Genomic DNA, 16,200 nt, shown 5'->3' with positions numbered 1-16,200 from the left:
CCCATGGACGCATCTGTTGAAGTGAAACCCGCTTTGTTGACCCAGGAAAAGATGAGGGAACTCATCAAAGTTTCACAGGAAGGTGATAAAGAAGCAAGAAGAATGATGGTAGAAGGGAATACGCGGCTCGTCTGGTCCATCGTCCAGCGATTTTCTTCCCGCGGCGCGGATCCTGAAGATTTGTTCCAGATTGGTTGTATCGGTCTTATGAAATCCATTGATAAGTTCGATTTGTCGTATGAAGTTAAATTTTCGACATATGCCGTCCCGATGATTGTTGGAGAAATTCAGCGTTTTCTTAGGGATGACGGAATGGTTAAAGTGAGTCGGTCAATCCGGGAGCTTAGTTTTAAAATTCGTCATGCAACCGATGATTACATCAAATTACATGGTAAATCACCATCTATTTCAGAAGTTGCGGCAGTACTTGAAGTAACAGTCGACGAAATCGTTCTAGCATCTGACGCCTTGCGCGATCCTGCCTCACTTCATGAGCAGCTCTATGAAAGTGAAGGAGATAGTCTAACGCTTATGGATCAGCTTCGCGATGACAGATCCGAGAGAGTATTCGATCACATCCCGCTTCGAGATGTCATATCCAAGTTAAATAAACGAGATCAGACGATTATCTATATGCGCTATTATTTGGATTGTACACAAAGTGATATTGCGGAAAGAATTGGAATATCACAAGTTCAAGTGTCACGGCTTGAAAAGAAAATCCTGGCACAATTAAAACAATGGATGGGTGCAGACCCGGAAGAAAGTATTATAAAAGTGAGGACGGATTGAACTAATGGAAAAATTATTTCAGTCAATGAATGAAGCTGAAGAATGGTTTTATAGATGTTTTGGCAAAGACAAGACGTTCGATGCCACCGCCAGGTCGTTGCACCTTTGGGAAATGCCAACAATGCTGTTTTATATTAATGGACTTATTGACGGTCTCACGATAACAATGTTATTGACGGAAATGCAAAGGAATAACGAAAGAAGTAACGAGAGGAATAACGAGAGAAACGACGATGTGGAAGATGGAGGGGAACGCTTCCTCTCTTTTTTTCCATATCATGCTGTTTCAAATGTAAAAGATACTGACGAGTTACTAACTTCGATTCTAAGTGGTATGGCAGGCTTTGTAACACCTGATGGTTATGCATTTACGATTGATATACGATCTTATCCGGGCAGGCAGCCTGACGAACCGGATAACGAAAAAGTTGTCAGAGGATCTAGAGACGGATTTACGGAGAATATCATCCAAAATACAGCGCTCGTCAGAAGGCGGATTCGAACAGAAGATTTACGGTTTGAAATGCATAAAGTGTCGATGAATGGAAAAACAGACGTCGCCATTACATATATGCAAGGAGCGGCTAGTGAAGAGCATTTAACGTATGTACGGGAAAGATTGGATGCAATTCGTCATGATGGTCTAACGATGACAGATAAATCACTTGAAGAATTTCTCATGAAACAGCGTTTTCACCCAATGCCTTTTGTACGTTTTACAGAGCGCCCAGATATATGTGCGGCTCATTTGCTAGAAGGGCATGTCGCAATTATTGTTGATACTTCACCTTCAGCCATACTTGTACCTGCGCCTTTATTTCATCATCTTCAACATGCCGAAGAATATCGCCAGGCACCGCTTATCGGAACAATGGTCAGGTTAATGCGTTTCTTTGCAGCATTAATGAGTCTCATTCTCTTGCCATTTTGGTATTTGCTCGCGACGAAACAACAATACTTACCAGATTTCCTCAGTTACATCGGGCCAAAAGACCTTGGGGACATCCCACTTCTTGTTCAGCTCCTCATTGCTGATGGAGGTATCGAAATACTCCGAATGGCAGCTATTCATACGCCGACGCCGATGTCGACCGCAATGGGACTTGTCGCCGCAATTGTCATTGGACAAGTGGCAATCGATGTTGGACTTTTCACTCCGGAAGTCGTACTGTATGTAGCGGTTAGCGCAATCTTCACTTTCTCTATCCCCTCTTACGAATTAAGTTTGACAACAAAGATTTTCCGATTATGCATTTTGTTATCGACAGCACTTCTTGGAGCACCTGGATTTTTCATAGCTGTTGCAGTACTATTTTACTATTTATGCTCTTTAAAGCCGATGGGCATACCGTATTTATGGCCCGCTGTCCCATTTTTCCCGAGAGCTATGTTGCGTGTTCTAGTAAGGTTTCCGATGACTGCAGATGCTCCTAGACCATTCATAACGAACTCACCTAATCGAAACCGTGTGTCCTAGACGTTGCTTCAACCCTTCAATATATGATAAAGTTTTAATTATCTAAGTCGAGGGGGAAGGCAATATGCATTTATACGGAACTCAATCGATCAACGAACAAGGCCACCTAACAATAGGTGACGTTGATACGGTTGATCTTGCACATACTTATGGAACACCACTTATCGTTTATGATATCGACTTGTTCCGTGAACGGGCAAAAGCCTTTAAAGAGACTTTCGAAAAGGTTGGCATCCGTGCACAAGTCGCTTATGCGAGTAAAGCATTTTCGTCGATTGCCATATATGAAATAGCAGCACAACAAGGACTTTCTCTTGATGTCGTTTCTGGAGGAGAACTGTACACAGCAGTAGCTGCAGGTTTCCCAAGCAATCGAATTCACTTTCACGGTAACAATAAGAGTTTTACGGAGCTACAGTATGCGTTCGACGAAAAAATAGGTTGTATTGTTATCGATAACTTTTCTGAAATCGGATTAGTAAAAGAAATCGCGGAATCGCGTGAAGAAAAGATGAATGTGCTTATTAGGGTAACACCTGGAGTAGAAGCTTCGACGCATGATTATATTACAACTGGCCAGGAAGATTCCAAGTTTGGTTTCGATTTAAAAAATGGTCAGACAGATAAGGCTTTTCTTGAACTGTACAATCATCCTTATATCAACTTACTGGGCATGCATTGTCATATTGGCTCTCAGATTTTCGAGACGGATGCATTTCGATTAGCTGCAGAAGCTCTTATGTTGAAAATGGTTGACTGGCAAAAAAATCACGAATTCATATGTACCGTTCTGAACTTGGGCGGCGGTTTTGGTATTCGGTATACAGAGGTAGACAAACCCCTTGAACCGTCAGTATATATCGAAGAAATGGCGAAAGTGGTTTTGTCTATGACACGCAGCTATAATTACCCTATGCCTGAAGTTTGGATAGAGCCGGGCAGATCGCTAGTTGGAGATGCAGGTACGACTCTTTATACTGCTGGAAGCGCCAAAGAAGTACCAGGGATCCGCACTTATATAGCGGTTGACGGAGGAATGTCAGATAATATACGACCTGCACTTTACGGTGCAAAATATACTGCGGTCTCAGCAAACCGTATGAATGAGCCTCACGATGATAAAGTAACGATAGCAGGGAAATGTTGTGAGTCGGGGGACAAGCTGATTGAAGAAGCTTATTTGGCACAACCTGTCGAAGGGGATATAATCGCTGTTTTCTGTACAGGAGCTTACGGCTATTCTATGGCTAGTAATTACAACCGACTTCCTAAACCTGCCATTGTATTCTGCGAAAAAGGAGTCGACCAGCTGGTTGTTCGTAGAGAGACCTATGAAGACATTGTCAGACTCGACATTCCGTTGCAGCAAATTAGACAGGGGGAGAAGATTTGAACAAACGCAATATCCTCCTGCTTGCCTTTATTGTAGTTGCAGCTATTATGTGGGGGGCGGTATACTGGAGGTTCGTCGCACCAGTCCTCGATCCTCGATAATAGACAAGGCTTATCATTGGAAAACGCAGTCAGTCCTTTAGAAACAGAAAGGACTTTCAGAAAAGAAGGGATTCAAGTGATACTACTACGCTATAAGAAAATAAATGAAAAAATTGCAATGGGCTTACTTTCGTATATGCCCGGCGATAAAACAGTGAAAAAACTGCAGGATACGATTCACCAATACGAAACAGATGATAAATGGCAGTTGTATCTTTATAAAAAAGATGACGACTTTATCGGTGTTATCGGGCTTGAATTAGGTGATGGAATCTATACTTTGCAACATATTTCCGTCAACCCCTCTTTTCGTGGTGAAGGGATCGGCAAGGAAATGGTGAAAAAGGTACAGGCATTATTTCCTGAACAGAAATGCGTTGGTACGGAAGAAACTGTACAATTTATACAAAAATGTACGCAGAAAGAAGAAGGAGCAGATAATTAATATCTGCCCTTCTTCTTTTCTTCGCGTTCTCTAAGAATATCACTACGGTCTCTTAGCATATGTTTATGAATGACAGCATCATCACCGAAGGGAAGTAGTTCCATAGATTGTTCCGCTTTATGCACGAGTTTAGTCAGTGTAGGCGATTTGATGACAATCGGGAACGATTCAAATGGGAGTTGCTGTTTCAATCGACTAATTGCATTTTTTAAATTTTGGAGAAGTAGATGGAAATCAATTTCGTCTGTGAAGGCGGGAGTGTCTATCTCAGATGCCGGTAATTTTGACATCGCTTTTTCAAGCGTTCGAATTGCGCCGTTAAAATTACCACGACGCCAATGATACATTCCGGTGGATAGGAGAATATAAGCGGTTAAAGAGTGGCTTTTATCTCTGTTAGGAATAGACTTCCAATATTCCTCCAGTACTTCATGACATTCAAAATAGTCTTGATTACTGTTAAAATAAACAATGAAATTTACGAATAACGGATGATGGTACGGATGCATGTTAACAGTCCTCTCCATAGTTTGATAAATAGGTAGGTGTGAAAGTATGACGTATTTTGTGAAATTGGAAGCTTTTGAAGGTCCACTAGATCTATTATTACATTTAATCAACAGACTTGAAATTGATATATACGATATCCCTATGTCGCAATTGACAGGACAATACATAGAACACCTTCAAGCGATGCGGGTATTGCAACTGGATGAGCTGAGTGAATATCTAGTTTTAGCTGCAACTTTGCTAGAAATAAAGAGCAAAATGCTTCTGCCCGTCCACGAAAGTGAAGCGTTCGATGATGACTTTGATCTGGATGCGGAAGACGATCCGCGAGATGAACTCGTTGCTCGACTTATTGAATATAGGAAGTATAAGGAAGCTGCCATCAGTCTGAAAGAATCGGCGGATGATCGAGCTGTCCATTTTACAAAAACACCTGAAGATCTTACGCAGTTTGGTGAAATCGTCGCGAATGAATCGGAAGTGAGTTTAAATGTTTTTGATCTAATCGGCGCATTCCAAAAGATGTTAAATAGAAAGCGTTTAAAAGCACCCTTAACGGCTAGTATAACAAAAACAGAAGTATCGCTAAATGAAAAAATGGACGAAATTATGGCTATATTAGAAAGGGGAGGCGGAAAGTGTGATTTCTACTCTCTATTTGAAGACGGGGAGACAACCGATCTCGTTGTAACCTTTCTATCTTTGCTTGAATTAATGAAACGGCGAGACGTCACTGTCGATCAGAATGGTAATTTTGACGAAATAACTGTGACGTTTCGACGGGAGGATGAGTGTTATGGCGATTGAAAGCCGCTTGCCGGGAATGATTGAAAGTTTTTTATTCATCGTAGGTGATGAAGGGTTAACCATTCAACAGTTAACGGCTTTGACGGAGCATGATGAATCTGAAGTTACAGAGGTAATCGACTGGCTTCGGACAAACTATGAAGAGCGAAGAGAAAGTGGTATTGAACTGAAAATCTTTGGTGGTGCATACCGTTTAGTGACGAAAGCTGAATTTGCAGAGGATCTAAAACGATTGTTAGAAAATCCATCACCAAAGACCATGACACAGGCTTCTCTCGAAGTATTGGCGATTATCGCCTACAGACAACCTGTAACGCGCGTTGAAATCGATGATCTAAGAGGTGTAAAATCCGAAGGCCCGATTAACACATTGATTGCTAAAGGGCTCATTATGGAAAAAGGTCGTTTTGAAGGAAGTGGACGAGCAATCCTTTATGGAACGACCGATTTATTTCTTGACCGCTTCGGCTTGGAATCACTTGTCGGCTTGCCACCGCTTTCTCAGGACGAAGAGGGAGAGGAGATTGAAACGGACTTGTTCATGACAAAGTTCCAGGAAGCATTTGCAATGGAAAATGACGGAGGAGGAGACATTTCTTGAAACGGGTAATGATTGTTGTCCTATTTTTCTCGATATTATTTGGCACAGGGGTAAACGAAGTGGCCGCGTCCGGTCAGGCATGGGCAGTAATAGACGCAGACACGGGCAGGTTACTGGAAGGCCATAATGAAAATGTCAGGTTGCCAATTGCCAGTCTGACAAAAATCTGGACGGCGTTAACGTTCCTTGAAAGTGGTACACCTCCCGGAGATGTAATTATATCTCCACAAGCAGCATCAGCGGAAGGATCTTCGCTATATTTGCAGACAGGTACAAGTATGGACTCATATGCGTTGCTCTACGGCTTGATGTTGCGATCAGGGAATGATGCAGCGTATGCTTTATCAGAAGAAGCTGGTGGCTCAATGGGTGGATTCGTGAATTTAATGAATGAAAACGCACTGCTCTACGGCTTGAATGACACTGTTTTTACTAATCCTTCTGGCCTGCACGATGAGCTTCACTTGTCTACGGCGTTTGAAACAGCGCTTATGCTGCACTACGCGATGGAAAATGACAAGTTCCGTGAAATTGCATCTACTAAAAACTATAGTTATGAGGGCAAGGATCGAGTCTATAGCTGGCGAAATAAACACCGACTTATCCATTCTGAACCGACTGTAATTGCAGGGAAAACCGGTTTTACAAAAGCTGCTGGCCGAACGCTTGCAACCTACTTTGAGAAGGATGGAAAAAACATCATTGTAGTCACGCTGAATGACGGTAATGACTGGAACACACATAAAAACTTGGCAAATCAAGTTTTTTCTAACTATAAAATTGTAACCGTCGCAAAAAAAGGAGTCTACGATATTCTACCGGGTGTAGAAGCAGAATTGGAAAAATCCATTCGTTTGCTGCTTAAAAAAGGTGAAACTGAAGAGTTGTCCAATGTCATTCAAATCCCTCGTGGGGAAAGTGGTAATAGTAGTGGCGTATGGACCGTCTCACTCGATGGAGAACCGCTAGTTGCGAGCAATGTCCTACTAAAACAATGAATCTAAGCGAAAGCTACTGAGAATCGTGGAAAACAAACCCCGTCACCATTAATAATTCAATTGTGACGTTTTTGAGAAGACTGATGCTATCTAGGTCAGTCTTCTTTTCATTTACGACAAAGTGTGACATAATTTTTTACAGAATGAAGATGGGGTGACTTAATGGAAAGATTACAGAAAGTACTAGCACAAGCTGGAGTTGCATCACGGAGAAAATCCGAAACACTAATAGTAGCTGGTAAAGTGAAAGTGAACGGTGTAGTTGTTACGGAATTAGGGACAAAAGTATCCAATTCCGACCGAGTGGAAGTTGAAGGTGTAGAGCTCGTTAAAGAAAGCTACGTATACTATTTACTATATAAACCAAGAGGGGTTATTTCCACTGTCGACGATGAGAAAGGTAGGAAAACCGTTTTAGACCTGTTTCCGCAAATTGAACAACGGATTTTCCCGGTTGGACGACTTGACTATGATACATCTGGTGTAATCATTATGACGAATGATGGAGACTTCTCTTATCTAATGACACACCCGAAATTTGGTATTAAGAAAAAGTATATTGCAAAAGTAAAAGGGATTCCCGATCGCGAAGCGCTTCGTAAACTAGAAAAAGGTATCGATTTGGAAGATGGTAAAACTGCTCCAGCGCATGTGAAAATGCAGACGGTAGATAAGAAAGCCGGTACTGCACTCATTGAAATCACGATTCACGAGGGCAGAAACCGCCAAGTACGTCGAATGTTCGATGCAATCGGATGTCCGGTTCAAAAACTTCGTAGGGAATCATTTGGGAACATAACAACCCACGGGTTGAATGCAGGCGAAGCACGTGAACTGACCAAACATGAAGTGAAACAGCTACGTGTCCTCGCGGAGACAGGTAAAATAGGCTGATTTCGAATCATTTGCGCCATGCGAAATTTGGTTGCCTACCAAAACTTATCTAAAAAAATGTGATTGACGCCTTGCCCTGGACAAATAGGGAAGGAATTGAAGTACTTTCCTACCCGTGAGGCAATTGTTCACAAACCCTTCAATTATAGCAAGTTACTGCAAAGGTCTATTTGTTATAATTTAAGGCAGAGCTTAATTATTGTTAGGAGGTAGTGCATATGGCTAAGGCGGGTAAAAAGAAATCTCGTCTAATTATTAGGACGTTTGTGCTGTTGCTTCTCGTATCAGCAGTTGTCTATACCATCGCTTCGAAAGATAAAGTGAAAGTATTAGCGGTTGGAGATAAAGCCCCCGATTTCGAGCTTGTCGATTTGGAAGGCAACACGCATCAGTTATCTGATTATAAAGGCGAGGGCGTTTTCCTGAACTTCTGGGGAACTTGGTGTGGTCCTTGTAAAAAGGAAATGCCATATATGGAAAATCAACATATAGCATTTGAAGAAAAAGGCGTCAATATTCTTGCAGTCAATATCGCCGAATCTGATTTGAAGGTTGAAACGTTTAGAGACCAGTATGGCCTGACTTTTCCAATCACAATCGATAAGGATAAGAGTGTTAAGGAAGCCTATAATATAGTGCCGCTTCCTACGACCTTTCTTATCAATAAAGACGGCGAAATTGAACAAATCATAACAAGGGAAATGTCTGAAGATGAGATCATTACACTCATGGAAAGCATTCAACCCTCTTAAGGAGTAAATCCAGAATGAGCAAAATCAAATGCCAGTGCGGTCATGACAATCCATTTGGCACAGTGCTTTGTGAGCGATGTGGTAGACCGCAAACAGAAGAAGCGAAAGAAAGTAAACTTGTTGACATGCGCTACGAAGGTTCGGCAAGAAGATCGCAGACATATAAACGTTCAATAGTTGATAAAGTATGGAATTTCTTTTCAAGTGTGAAAATTGGCATCAGTATTATTGTTGCCGTTCTCGCGACAGCTGCAATCGGGACGATATTCCCACAAAAATTATATGTACCTGCATCCACAGAAGTGGAATTAGCTGCTTACTATGAAAGACTTTACGGATTTGCTGGAACCATTTATTACAAACTAGGGTTTCATGATATGTACAATAGCTGGTGGTTCATCACACTAGTCGGGATGCTTGGAGCATCCATCATCATCGCTAGTGTCGATCGGGTTATTCCGCTTTATAAATCATTGAAAAAGCAACGTACGAAACGCCATCCTTCCTTCATGAAAAAACAACGTCTCTATGGCGAAGGACCTTCGGAAGATCCAGATGCCGCACTACTAAAAGCGGAGGAGAAACTGAAGGAACTTCGTTACAACGTGAAGACGGAAGACGGAGCAATACTTGCAGAGAAAAACCGTTTTTCAAGATGGGGTCCGTACGTCAATCACTTGGGACTTATCATTTTCTTATTCGGTATTCTACTGCGTGGTATACCTGGGTTTTATGTAGATGAAACGATGTGGATCCGCGAAGGAGAAACACGCTCTATTCCGGGGGCAGAAGGTTACTTTTTGGAAAGTAAAGAATTCATCATAGAAAACTATACAAAAGAGGAAGCTGACGAAGTGTTCGGTGATGCGCTCGAACGTGTCGGCATGATTGCGAAAAACTATCAGACTGATGTCGCTTTGTATCAAAAAAAGGAAGGTAGTCTTCCCGGTTCCAATGAGACAGAGTTCGTGAAGGACTACTCAATTATTGTCAATAAACCATTAAAATTTGATGGCTATAACGTGTTTCAAATGGATTTTCGTCTAGATGAATTAAAATCAATGACGTTCAATTTAACTGAAAAAGCGACGGGTTCATCATTCGGGGAATTCACGGTCGACCTTAACAATCCGGAACGTGATTACGAGCTTGAGAATGGCGCAAGCGTTGTACTGAGTGATTATTATCCTGACTATGATGGGGTTGAGAACGGAGAACCAATATCGAAATCTCCGATACCGAACAATCCTGCATTCATCTTTAAAATGGTGACTCCGGATAAGCCTGACGGTGAAATGAGCTTTGTTGCGATCAAACAAACACTCGAAACGGAAGTCAATGATTATAAAGTGAATTTCGTTAGTGCAGAAACCCGAGATATCTCGGGACTTACAGTACGCAAGGATAAAACGTTATATCTCCTTCTTGTAGGGGGGATTATCTTCATGATTGGTGTCTCGCAAGGATCTTATTGGCACCATAGAAGAATTTGGATTCAAAAAGGGACTGACGGCGGGATGTTAGTTGCCGGTCATACAAATAAAAACTGGTTTTCCTTGAAGAAAGACCTCGATCAAGTGAAAGACGTTGCAGAATTACCAAATTATGAAGACAGACAAGACAAAGAATCTACCTTGGAAGATAAGGAAGTGGACAAAATATAATGGGACTTGCAGCGTTAAGTGCTAATCTACTTTTAGTTTCATTTATCGCCTATCTTGTCGCAACGCTCTTTTTCGGCGGTGCGGTAAAAGGTGCTAAATCGGAAACCTCTAATAATAACAGCAGATGGGGAAAAATTGCGATTACGATTACGGTTATCGGATTCATTACCCATGTCGGCTATTTCATTACTCGCTGGATAGCATCAGGACATGCCCCAGTAAGCAATATGTTCGAATTTACAACAGCGTTTGGAATGATGCTCGTAGGGGCATTTATTCTTCTGTATTACATTTATAGAACGCCATCACTCGGCTTGTTCGCACTGCCAATCGCGATTATTATCATCGGGTATGCAAGTATGTTCCCGAGGGAAATTACACCACTTATTCCGGCACTGAAAAGTTATTGGTTGTGGGTTCATGTAATTACGGCTGCACTTGGTGAATCGATTCTTGCGATTAGTGCTGTTGCAGGACTTATCTACTTATTGAAGAATATTGATTTGACGAAAAAGTCGAAACAGCGTTTCTGGCTAGAGGCGGTTATCTTCACACTTATATTAGTAATTGGGTTCGTATTGTCTTCGACATCGTTTAAAATAGCAGGCTATGAAGCGGAGTTCACATACATTGATAAAAATGAACAACCTGCTAAAATTGAGTACAATTATCCACCACTTTTCGGAATGGCTGGTTATGAATCGCTTACACCAGGTGTAATGACGCCATGGGCCGAAATGCCGCCAATCATTAATGCGAAGACGTTTACGACATTCGTCTGGTCAGTCGCGAGCGGAATCGTTCTGTACTTGATACTGAGACTCATCTTCCGACGTCCACTTGCGGCATTGTTGCAGCCTTTCGCTAAAAAAGCGAATTCGCAAATGATGGACGAAATTGGATATCGTTCTGTTTTGATTGGTTTCCCTATCTTCACACTTGGTGCACTCATCTTCGCTATGATTTGGGCTCACGAGGCTTGGTCTAGGTTCTGGGGTTGGGATCCAAAAGAAGTATGGGCTCTGATAACATGGTTATTCTATGCCGCATTCCTTCACTTACGTTTTTCGCGCGGGTGGGACGGCAAGAAATCAGCATGGCTAGCAGTTATCGGTTTCATTATTATTATGTTTAATCTAATTGCTGTTAACTTAATCATTGCTGGGTTACACTCTTATGCTTAAGACTAGGTAAGGAAACTTAACAATTGAATAGTAATCGAGAACTTCATGGAAGTAGTTGGGTAACTGCTTCCGTGAAGTTTTTTATTGTTTACATAACAACAGCTGAACGATACATAAAAAAGCACACTACTTCACCGATCCGTCATATTGAAACGGGGTGAAAGCAAGCCACCGCCGCTTTTCTGTTTCTTTTTTACATGGCGACTTGTACAATGGACTAAGAAGCAAGTTGAAAGGGGTATACATCTATGGACGAAAAGTTGAAACTGTTAGTAGTAGATGACGAGGAGAGAATCCGCCGTTTGTTAAATATGTATCTTACGCGAGAAGGATATGAAATTGACGAAGCGGTTGATGGAGCCCAAGCGCTTGAAAAGGCTCTCATTAATAATTATGACTGTATTTTACTTGACTTGATGATGCCTGAAAAAGATGGCCTTGAAGTGCTGGAAGAATTGAGAGAAAAGAAAATAATGACGCCTGTTATAATGCTGACAGCAAAAGGCGAGGAGTCTGACAGAGTAACCGGTTTTGAAGCGGGTGCGGATGATTACATAGTGAAACCGTTCAGTCCGCGTGAAGTTGTACTGCGCGTTAAGGCGATTTTAAGAAGATCAGTTACATTTCCGGGATCCGCATCAGCATCTACATCGAAAGATTTAGTCGTTTTTCCACAATTGACAATCGATCACGATGCACACCGTGTTACAGCAGATGGTAAAGAAGTGGCGCTGACGCCTAAAGAATATGAACTTCTGTATTTCCTTGCGAAGTCGCCGGACAAAGTTTTCGATAGAGAGCAATTGTTAAAAGAAGTATGGCATTATGAATTCTTTGGCGACCTTCGTACTGTCGATACGCATGTTAAGCGACTTCGGGAAAAGCTCAGTCGCGTCTCTGAACATGCGGCAAAAATGATTGTCACTGTGTGGGGAGTCGGCTACAAGTTCGAGATTCCTAATGAATAGGATATGGAATTCAATTGTCGGGAAGCTATGGGCAACCATATTGCTTCTCGTTTCCTTTGTCCTTTTTATCGTAACAGTACTGTTACTAGAATTCCTTGATAATTTTCATACGCAACAAGCCGAGGACACCTTGCGAAGGGTAGTAACGACAATCGGGAAAATCGTCGAAGATCATGAAGGTGGACCTTCGATGCAAGTAATTATTCATGACATTCTTGACGAAGAAACAAATGCAATGGTTGTGGGTTCCGAACGAGAAGTTACCGATTCGTTTCATAAGGGATTAAACCAGGAAAAGATAGAGGAAAAAATCCTGAATGAATCTCTATTCCAATTCAATCAAAAACTGGATAAGCCAGTCGTGAAGGAAATGATTCTACCTTCTAATATTGAAGAAGATGTCATGGAGCAATATCTAGTTTTATCTTACCCGCTTGAAATAGAAAATGAAGTAACTGGTACGGTTGTCATTTACCAAAGTCTTGAAGCTGTCCACAGAACTACGAAAAGAACTACGCATATTGTATTTTTATCAGCATTTATAGCATTTATTTTAACGACATTTTTTGCATTCTTCCTGTCCACTCGAATTACTCTACCTTTAAGGAGTTTTAGGCAAGCTGCTTTTGAATTGTCAAAAGGTAACTTCGACACTCGTTTGCCTGTAAATCAAAATGATGAAATTGGTCAACTCGCTACGGCATTTAATCAGATGGGTAGACAACTTAAATATCATGTAGAACTAATTAATCAGGATAAGGAACAACTTTCAAGCATTCTGACTTCGATGACGGATGCTGTCATTACATTCAATCGTGATTACACGATTCTTTTAAGTAATCCTCAAGCAGAAAGACTATTGCAAAATTGGTATATTAAAAATGAACAACTAGAAGGAAATCGCCATATACCGCCAGCGATTTTTCATATGCTTGAACATGTTATTACATTTGCGGAGGAAGTGGAGGATGAATTGGAACTGAGTGGGCAGTTCTATGGTATTTCCATAAGCCCGCTTTACAGCGGAAATAGTATTCGTGGGGCTGTTGCAGTCTTAAGAGATATGACGGATCAGCATAAACTTGAAAAGCTCCGTTCAGATTTCATCGCAAACGTTTCCCATGAACTTCGAACGCCCATTTCCATGCTTCAGGGGTACAGTGAAGCGATTATAGATGGCGTGACCAACAGTGATGAGGAACGCGACGAGATGGTGCAAATCATTCACGATGAGTCGAAAAGAATGGGACGTCTTGTGACGGATCTTTTGGATCTCGCTAGGATGGAGTCCGGTCATATGCGGCTTTACAAAGAAGATTTGTCAATAATCCCTTTCCTGGACAGAATTGTATTTAAGTTTATGCAAGTGGCGCGCGAAGCGAATGTTGAACTGTCTTTCAAATTTCCGGAAGCCCAAGAATTAATTATAAACGTTGATGAAGATCGGTTGGAGCAAGTATTTACTAATTTAATCGACAATGCCATACGCCATACGCCTGATGGAGGTAGTGTCAAGATTAGTATTGAAAAGCTTGTAGATAAGATTGAAATAAAAGTCACCGATACAGGCGTTGGGATTCCAGTAGAGGATCTTCCGTACATCTTCGAACGATTTTATAAAGCGGATAAAGCGAGAACAAGGGGGAAAGGCGGTACGGGTCTAGGACTTGCTATCGCGAAAAGTATAATAGACTCCCACGGCGGCAGAATTACTGCAACAAGGGGCGACGTTGAAGGTACGATTTTCTGTTGTACATTGCTTTTAAAAAATATGTAACTAAATAGCTTGAAGAACGACTAATTAATAGAGCGGGGGAATTTTATGGACGACTCCGTTTTTCACCGACTATACGAGCAGTATCATCAGGATGTGTTCAAGTTTCTTATCTATTTGACAAGAGACCGTGATCAAGCTGAAGACCTTATGCATGAAGTATATGTAAGGGTGCTGCGGGCGTACGTCGGTTTTGAGGGGAAAAGTTCCGAAAAGACATGGCTCTTTTCAATTGCCAAAAATGTCGCAATAGATTATTTCAGGAAAAACACAGTGCGAAAAAAACATCTCTTTGATAAATTCGACTGGGAAAAAAGTGAACTCGTTTCGACTGGAATCCTTCAGGAGGAAATCGTTACACTCAGTGAAGAAATGCAAGAGCTGTTAAACGCACTTAATACGTGTACAGGTGATCAGAAAATGGTTATCATTATGCGTTATTTCCAAGACCTTTCAATTGCTGAATCAGCTGAAATCCTTGGCTGGACAGAAGGCAAAGTAAAGACCACTCAACACAGGGCAATCAAAGCTTTACAAAAGAAATTGAATGCTCTTCCGACAGAAGGGAGGGAACTTGATGACCCACAAAAAATGGAATAGCAACAAGATTGAAAATCTCCTCGGAGATTTGCCTGATATAGAGGATAACCGTTCAAATTCGAAAATTCTTGAACGGCTTAAGCAGGACGAAAGGCTGAGTGACCACCGTCGCAAGCGATCGTTAAGGTGGATGCCGGCATTGGTAGCTATCGCCGCTCTGCTAGTTGTAGGGCTTCTAATCCCATCGATGTTGCGGGGAGATGACAGCGCAATGAAGTCTGAAAGTGCAGACTCGGCTGTGATGAAGAGTGATGACTTTGACACTTCTACAGCAGGAGATGAATCGGCTAACATGGCTACCGTTGAAGAAAAGATGGAAAAGTCTTCTACCTTGATGGCAGAAATGGAGAGTGGTACGCATCATTTTGCTGTCTATCCCGAAGATCTTGAAGATGCTACATTATTCCACATAGGACTTGTAGGTGATCAGGCATCAAGCATTCCTGTTTCTTTCGTTATTCCAAACAGTCAAATCGAAGCGGATTTTGGGACTTTGAATCCGACAAGTTATGATTTATACACAAAATATGCGGTGCGTATCGACGAGGAAGCGCTCGGATTTACTGCATATCATCCTTATGAAGGTGTTTTTATTCGGGATGATTTAGACCTTATCCACCGGCTTCCGAAGGGGCATGGCTATGACTTGGCGTCTGCTTCGATGGAAGTGTATTTCAATACATTGCAGGATACGTTTTACGGTTTTAAAGAAATGCAATTTCAGCACGAAGATGAATCGGCAGTCGTGTTCTCCGAAGTCGGGCAGCCCAGTACGCCAATGGTGTTAAAGAGTGGTATCAATCACATTAATTACTACTTATTTGAGCAAGAAGATGGACAGCAGTTTCTTTCATCCAACTTTTCGCAACCGCAGCCATCTATCGTAAAGGCGCTGCAACAGATGAGAATAAAGCCAAATGATGTTTTCCAGGCAGTCATTCCAGCTGCTATCGAATTTGAAGTAAATCAAGGAACTGAAGTGACTGTTGTAACATTCACAAAACCCCTGGACTTGGAAGGGATTGAGCCAATAAAAGGAATGTTGATGATTGAAGGTATGCTGTTAACGGCCGCTAGCTTTGGTGAACAGCTTCAATTTGAAAATGTAGTTCAAGAAGATTGGAACGGTTTTAACTTCAGTCAACCTTTACCGGTTCCGATTGGGTCTAATCCGCTACCTTTCATTTTGAAATGAAAAAAGAGTGCTTTGTAAACTGAACTGTTTACAAAGCACTCTTTT

16 protein-coding genes are annotated in these 16,200 nt (G+C 41.7%); 15 read left to right on the top strand and 1 reads right to left on the bottom strand.

Annotated features, from left to right (window positions below; all coding sequences use genetic code 11):
• The first annotated feature begins 3 nt into the window (after nucleotides 1-3).
• The 4 genes from AC25Y5_RS12400 to AC25Y5_RS12385 all read left to right on the top strand — a co-directional run bounded on the left by AC25Y5_RS12400 (nucleotide 4) and on the right by AC25Y5_RS12385 (nucleotide 4,208).
• Nucleotides 4-792 carry a SigF/SigG family RNA polymerase sporulation sigma factor gene (locus AC25Y5_RS12400; protein WP_482101919.1) on the top strand — a complete coding sequence of 263 codons (789 nt, stop codon included), beginning with the start codon at nucleotides 4-6 and terminating at the stop codon, nucleotides 790-792.
• Nucleotides 793-796: 4 nt separating this feature from the next.
• Nucleotides 797-2,269 (top strand): spore germination protein, encoded by a 1,473-nt coding sequence (locus tag AC25Y5_RS12395; RefSeq protein WP_488140567.1) that lies wholly within the window; start codon nucleotides 797-799, stop codon nucleotides 2,267-2,269.
• Between the two features lie 64 nt (nucleotides 2,270-2,333).
• The gene (lysA, locus tag AC25Y5_RS12390; protein ID WP_488140566.1) at nucleotides 2,334-3,662 is read left to right on the top strand and encodes a diaminopimelate decarboxylase; all 1,329 of its coding nucleotides are present in this window, start codon (nucleotides 2,334-2,336) and stop codon (nucleotides 3,660-3,662) included.
• A gap of 177 nt (nucleotides 3,663-3,839) precedes the next feature.
• Nucleotides 3,840-4,208, top strand: a complete 369-nt coding sequence (locus tag AC25Y5_RS12385) for a GNAT family N-acetyltransferase (protein ID WP_488140565.1) — start codon at nucleotides 3,840-3,842, stop codon at nucleotides 4,206-4,208.
• Here AC25Y5_RS12385 and AC25Y5_RS12380 read toward each other — a convergent pair.
• The gene (locus tag AC25Y5_RS12380; protein ID WP_488140564.1) at nucleotides 4,205-4,717 is read right to left on the bottom strand and encodes a DUF309 domain-containing protein; all 513 of its coding nucleotides are present in this window, start codon (nucleotides 4,715-4,717) and stop codon (nucleotides 4,205-4,207) included. The genes AC25Y5_RS12385 and AC25Y5_RS12380 overlap by 4 nt on opposite strands.
• Before the next feature lie 46 nt (nucleotides 4,718-4,763).
• Here AC25Y5_RS12380 and AC25Y5_RS12375 point away from each other — a divergent pair, with 46 nt between their 5' ends.
• The 11 genes from AC25Y5_RS12375 to AC25Y5_RS12325 all read left to right on the top strand — a co-directional run bounded on the left by AC25Y5_RS12375 (nucleotide 4,764) and on the right by AC25Y5_RS12325 (nucleotide 16,155).
• Nucleotides 4,764-5,525 (top strand): segregation/condensation protein A, encoded by a 762-nt coding sequence (locus tag AC25Y5_RS12375; RefSeq protein ID WP_488140563.1) that lies wholly within the window; start codon nucleotides 4,764-4,766, stop codon nucleotides 5,523-5,525.
• Nucleotides 5,515-6,126, top strand: a complete 612-nt coding sequence (gene scpB, locus AC25Y5_RS12370) for an SMC-Scp complex subunit ScpB (RefSeq protein WP_488140562.1) — start codon at nucleotides 5,515-5,517, stop codon at nucleotides 6,124-6,126. Before AC25Y5_RS12375 ends, scpB begins: the two co-directional genes overlap by 11 nt.
• Entirely contained in the window at nucleotides 6,123-7,124 is a 1,002-nt protein-coding gene (locus tag AC25Y5_RS12365) for a D-alanyl-D-alanine carboxypeptidase family protein (protein WP_488140561.1), read from the top strand. Before scpB ends, AC25Y5_RS12365 begins: the two co-directional genes overlap by 4 nt.
• Nucleotides 7,125-7,286: 162 nt before the next feature.
• Complete coding sequence (locus AC25Y5_RS12360; RefSeq protein ID WP_482101911.1) at nucleotides 7,287-8,018, top strand: pseudouridine synthase; 732 nt, start codon at nucleotides 7,287-7,289, stop codon at nucleotides 8,016-8,018.
• Between the two features lie 218 nt (nucleotides 8,019-8,236).
• Nucleotides 8,237-8,770, top strand: a complete 534-nt coding sequence (gene resA, locus AC25Y5_RS12355; protein WP_482101910.1) for a thiol-disulfide oxidoreductase ResA — start codon at nucleotides 8,237-8,239, stop codon at nucleotides 8,768-8,770.
• A 14-nt stretch (nucleotides 8,771-8,784) separates the two neighbouring features.
• Nucleotides 8,785-10,434, top strand: a complete 1,650-nt coding sequence (gene resB / locus AC25Y5_RS12350) for a cytochrome c biogenesis protein ResB (RefSeq protein WP_488140560.1) — start codon at nucleotides 8,785-8,787, stop codon at nucleotides 10,432-10,434.
• Complete coding sequence (ccsB, locus tag AC25Y5_RS12345) at nucleotides 10,434-11,618, top strand: c-type cytochrome biogenesis protein CcsB (RefSeq protein ID WP_488140559.1); 1,185 nt, start codon at nucleotides 10,434-10,436, stop codon at nucleotides 11,616-11,618. The genes resB and ccsB overlap by 1 nt, the downstream gene beginning before the upstream one ends.
• Nucleotides 11,619-11,866: 248 nt before the next feature.
• A complete protein-coding gene (locus tag AC25Y5_RS12340; protein WP_482104463.1) occupies nucleotides 11,867-12,586 on the top strand; it encodes a response regulator transcription factor in 720 nt (239 codons plus the stop codon).
• The gene (locus tag AC25Y5_RS12335) at nucleotides 12,579-14,363 is read left to right on the top strand and encodes an ATP-binding protein (RefSeq protein WP_488140558.1); all 1,785 of its coding nucleotides are present in this window, start codon (nucleotides 12,579-12,581) and stop codon (nucleotides 14,361-14,363) included. The genes AC25Y5_RS12340 and AC25Y5_RS12335 overlap by 8 nt, the downstream gene beginning before the upstream one ends.
• A 45-nt stretch (nucleotides 14,364-14,408) precedes the next feature.
• A complete protein-coding gene (locus tag AC25Y5_RS12330; RefSeq protein ID WP_488140557.1) occupies nucleotides 14,409-14,960 on the top strand; it encodes an RNA polymerase sigma factor SigX in 552 nt (183 codons plus the stop codon).
• A complete protein-coding gene (locus AC25Y5_RS12325) occupies nucleotides 14,938-16,155 on the top strand; it encodes a hypothetical protein (protein WP_488140556.1) in 1,218 nt (405 codons plus the stop codon). The genes AC25Y5_RS12330 and AC25Y5_RS12325 overlap by 23 nt, the downstream gene beginning before the upstream one ends.
• The last annotated feature ends 45 nt before the right edge of the window (nucleotides 16,156-16,200 follow it).

The sequence above is a fragment of the Sporosarcina sp. Y1011 genome, from assembly GCF_057669885.1.
The sequence above is the reverse complement of the archived record's forward strand: the minus strand, read 5'-3'. Positions and strand labels throughout refer to the sequence as shown.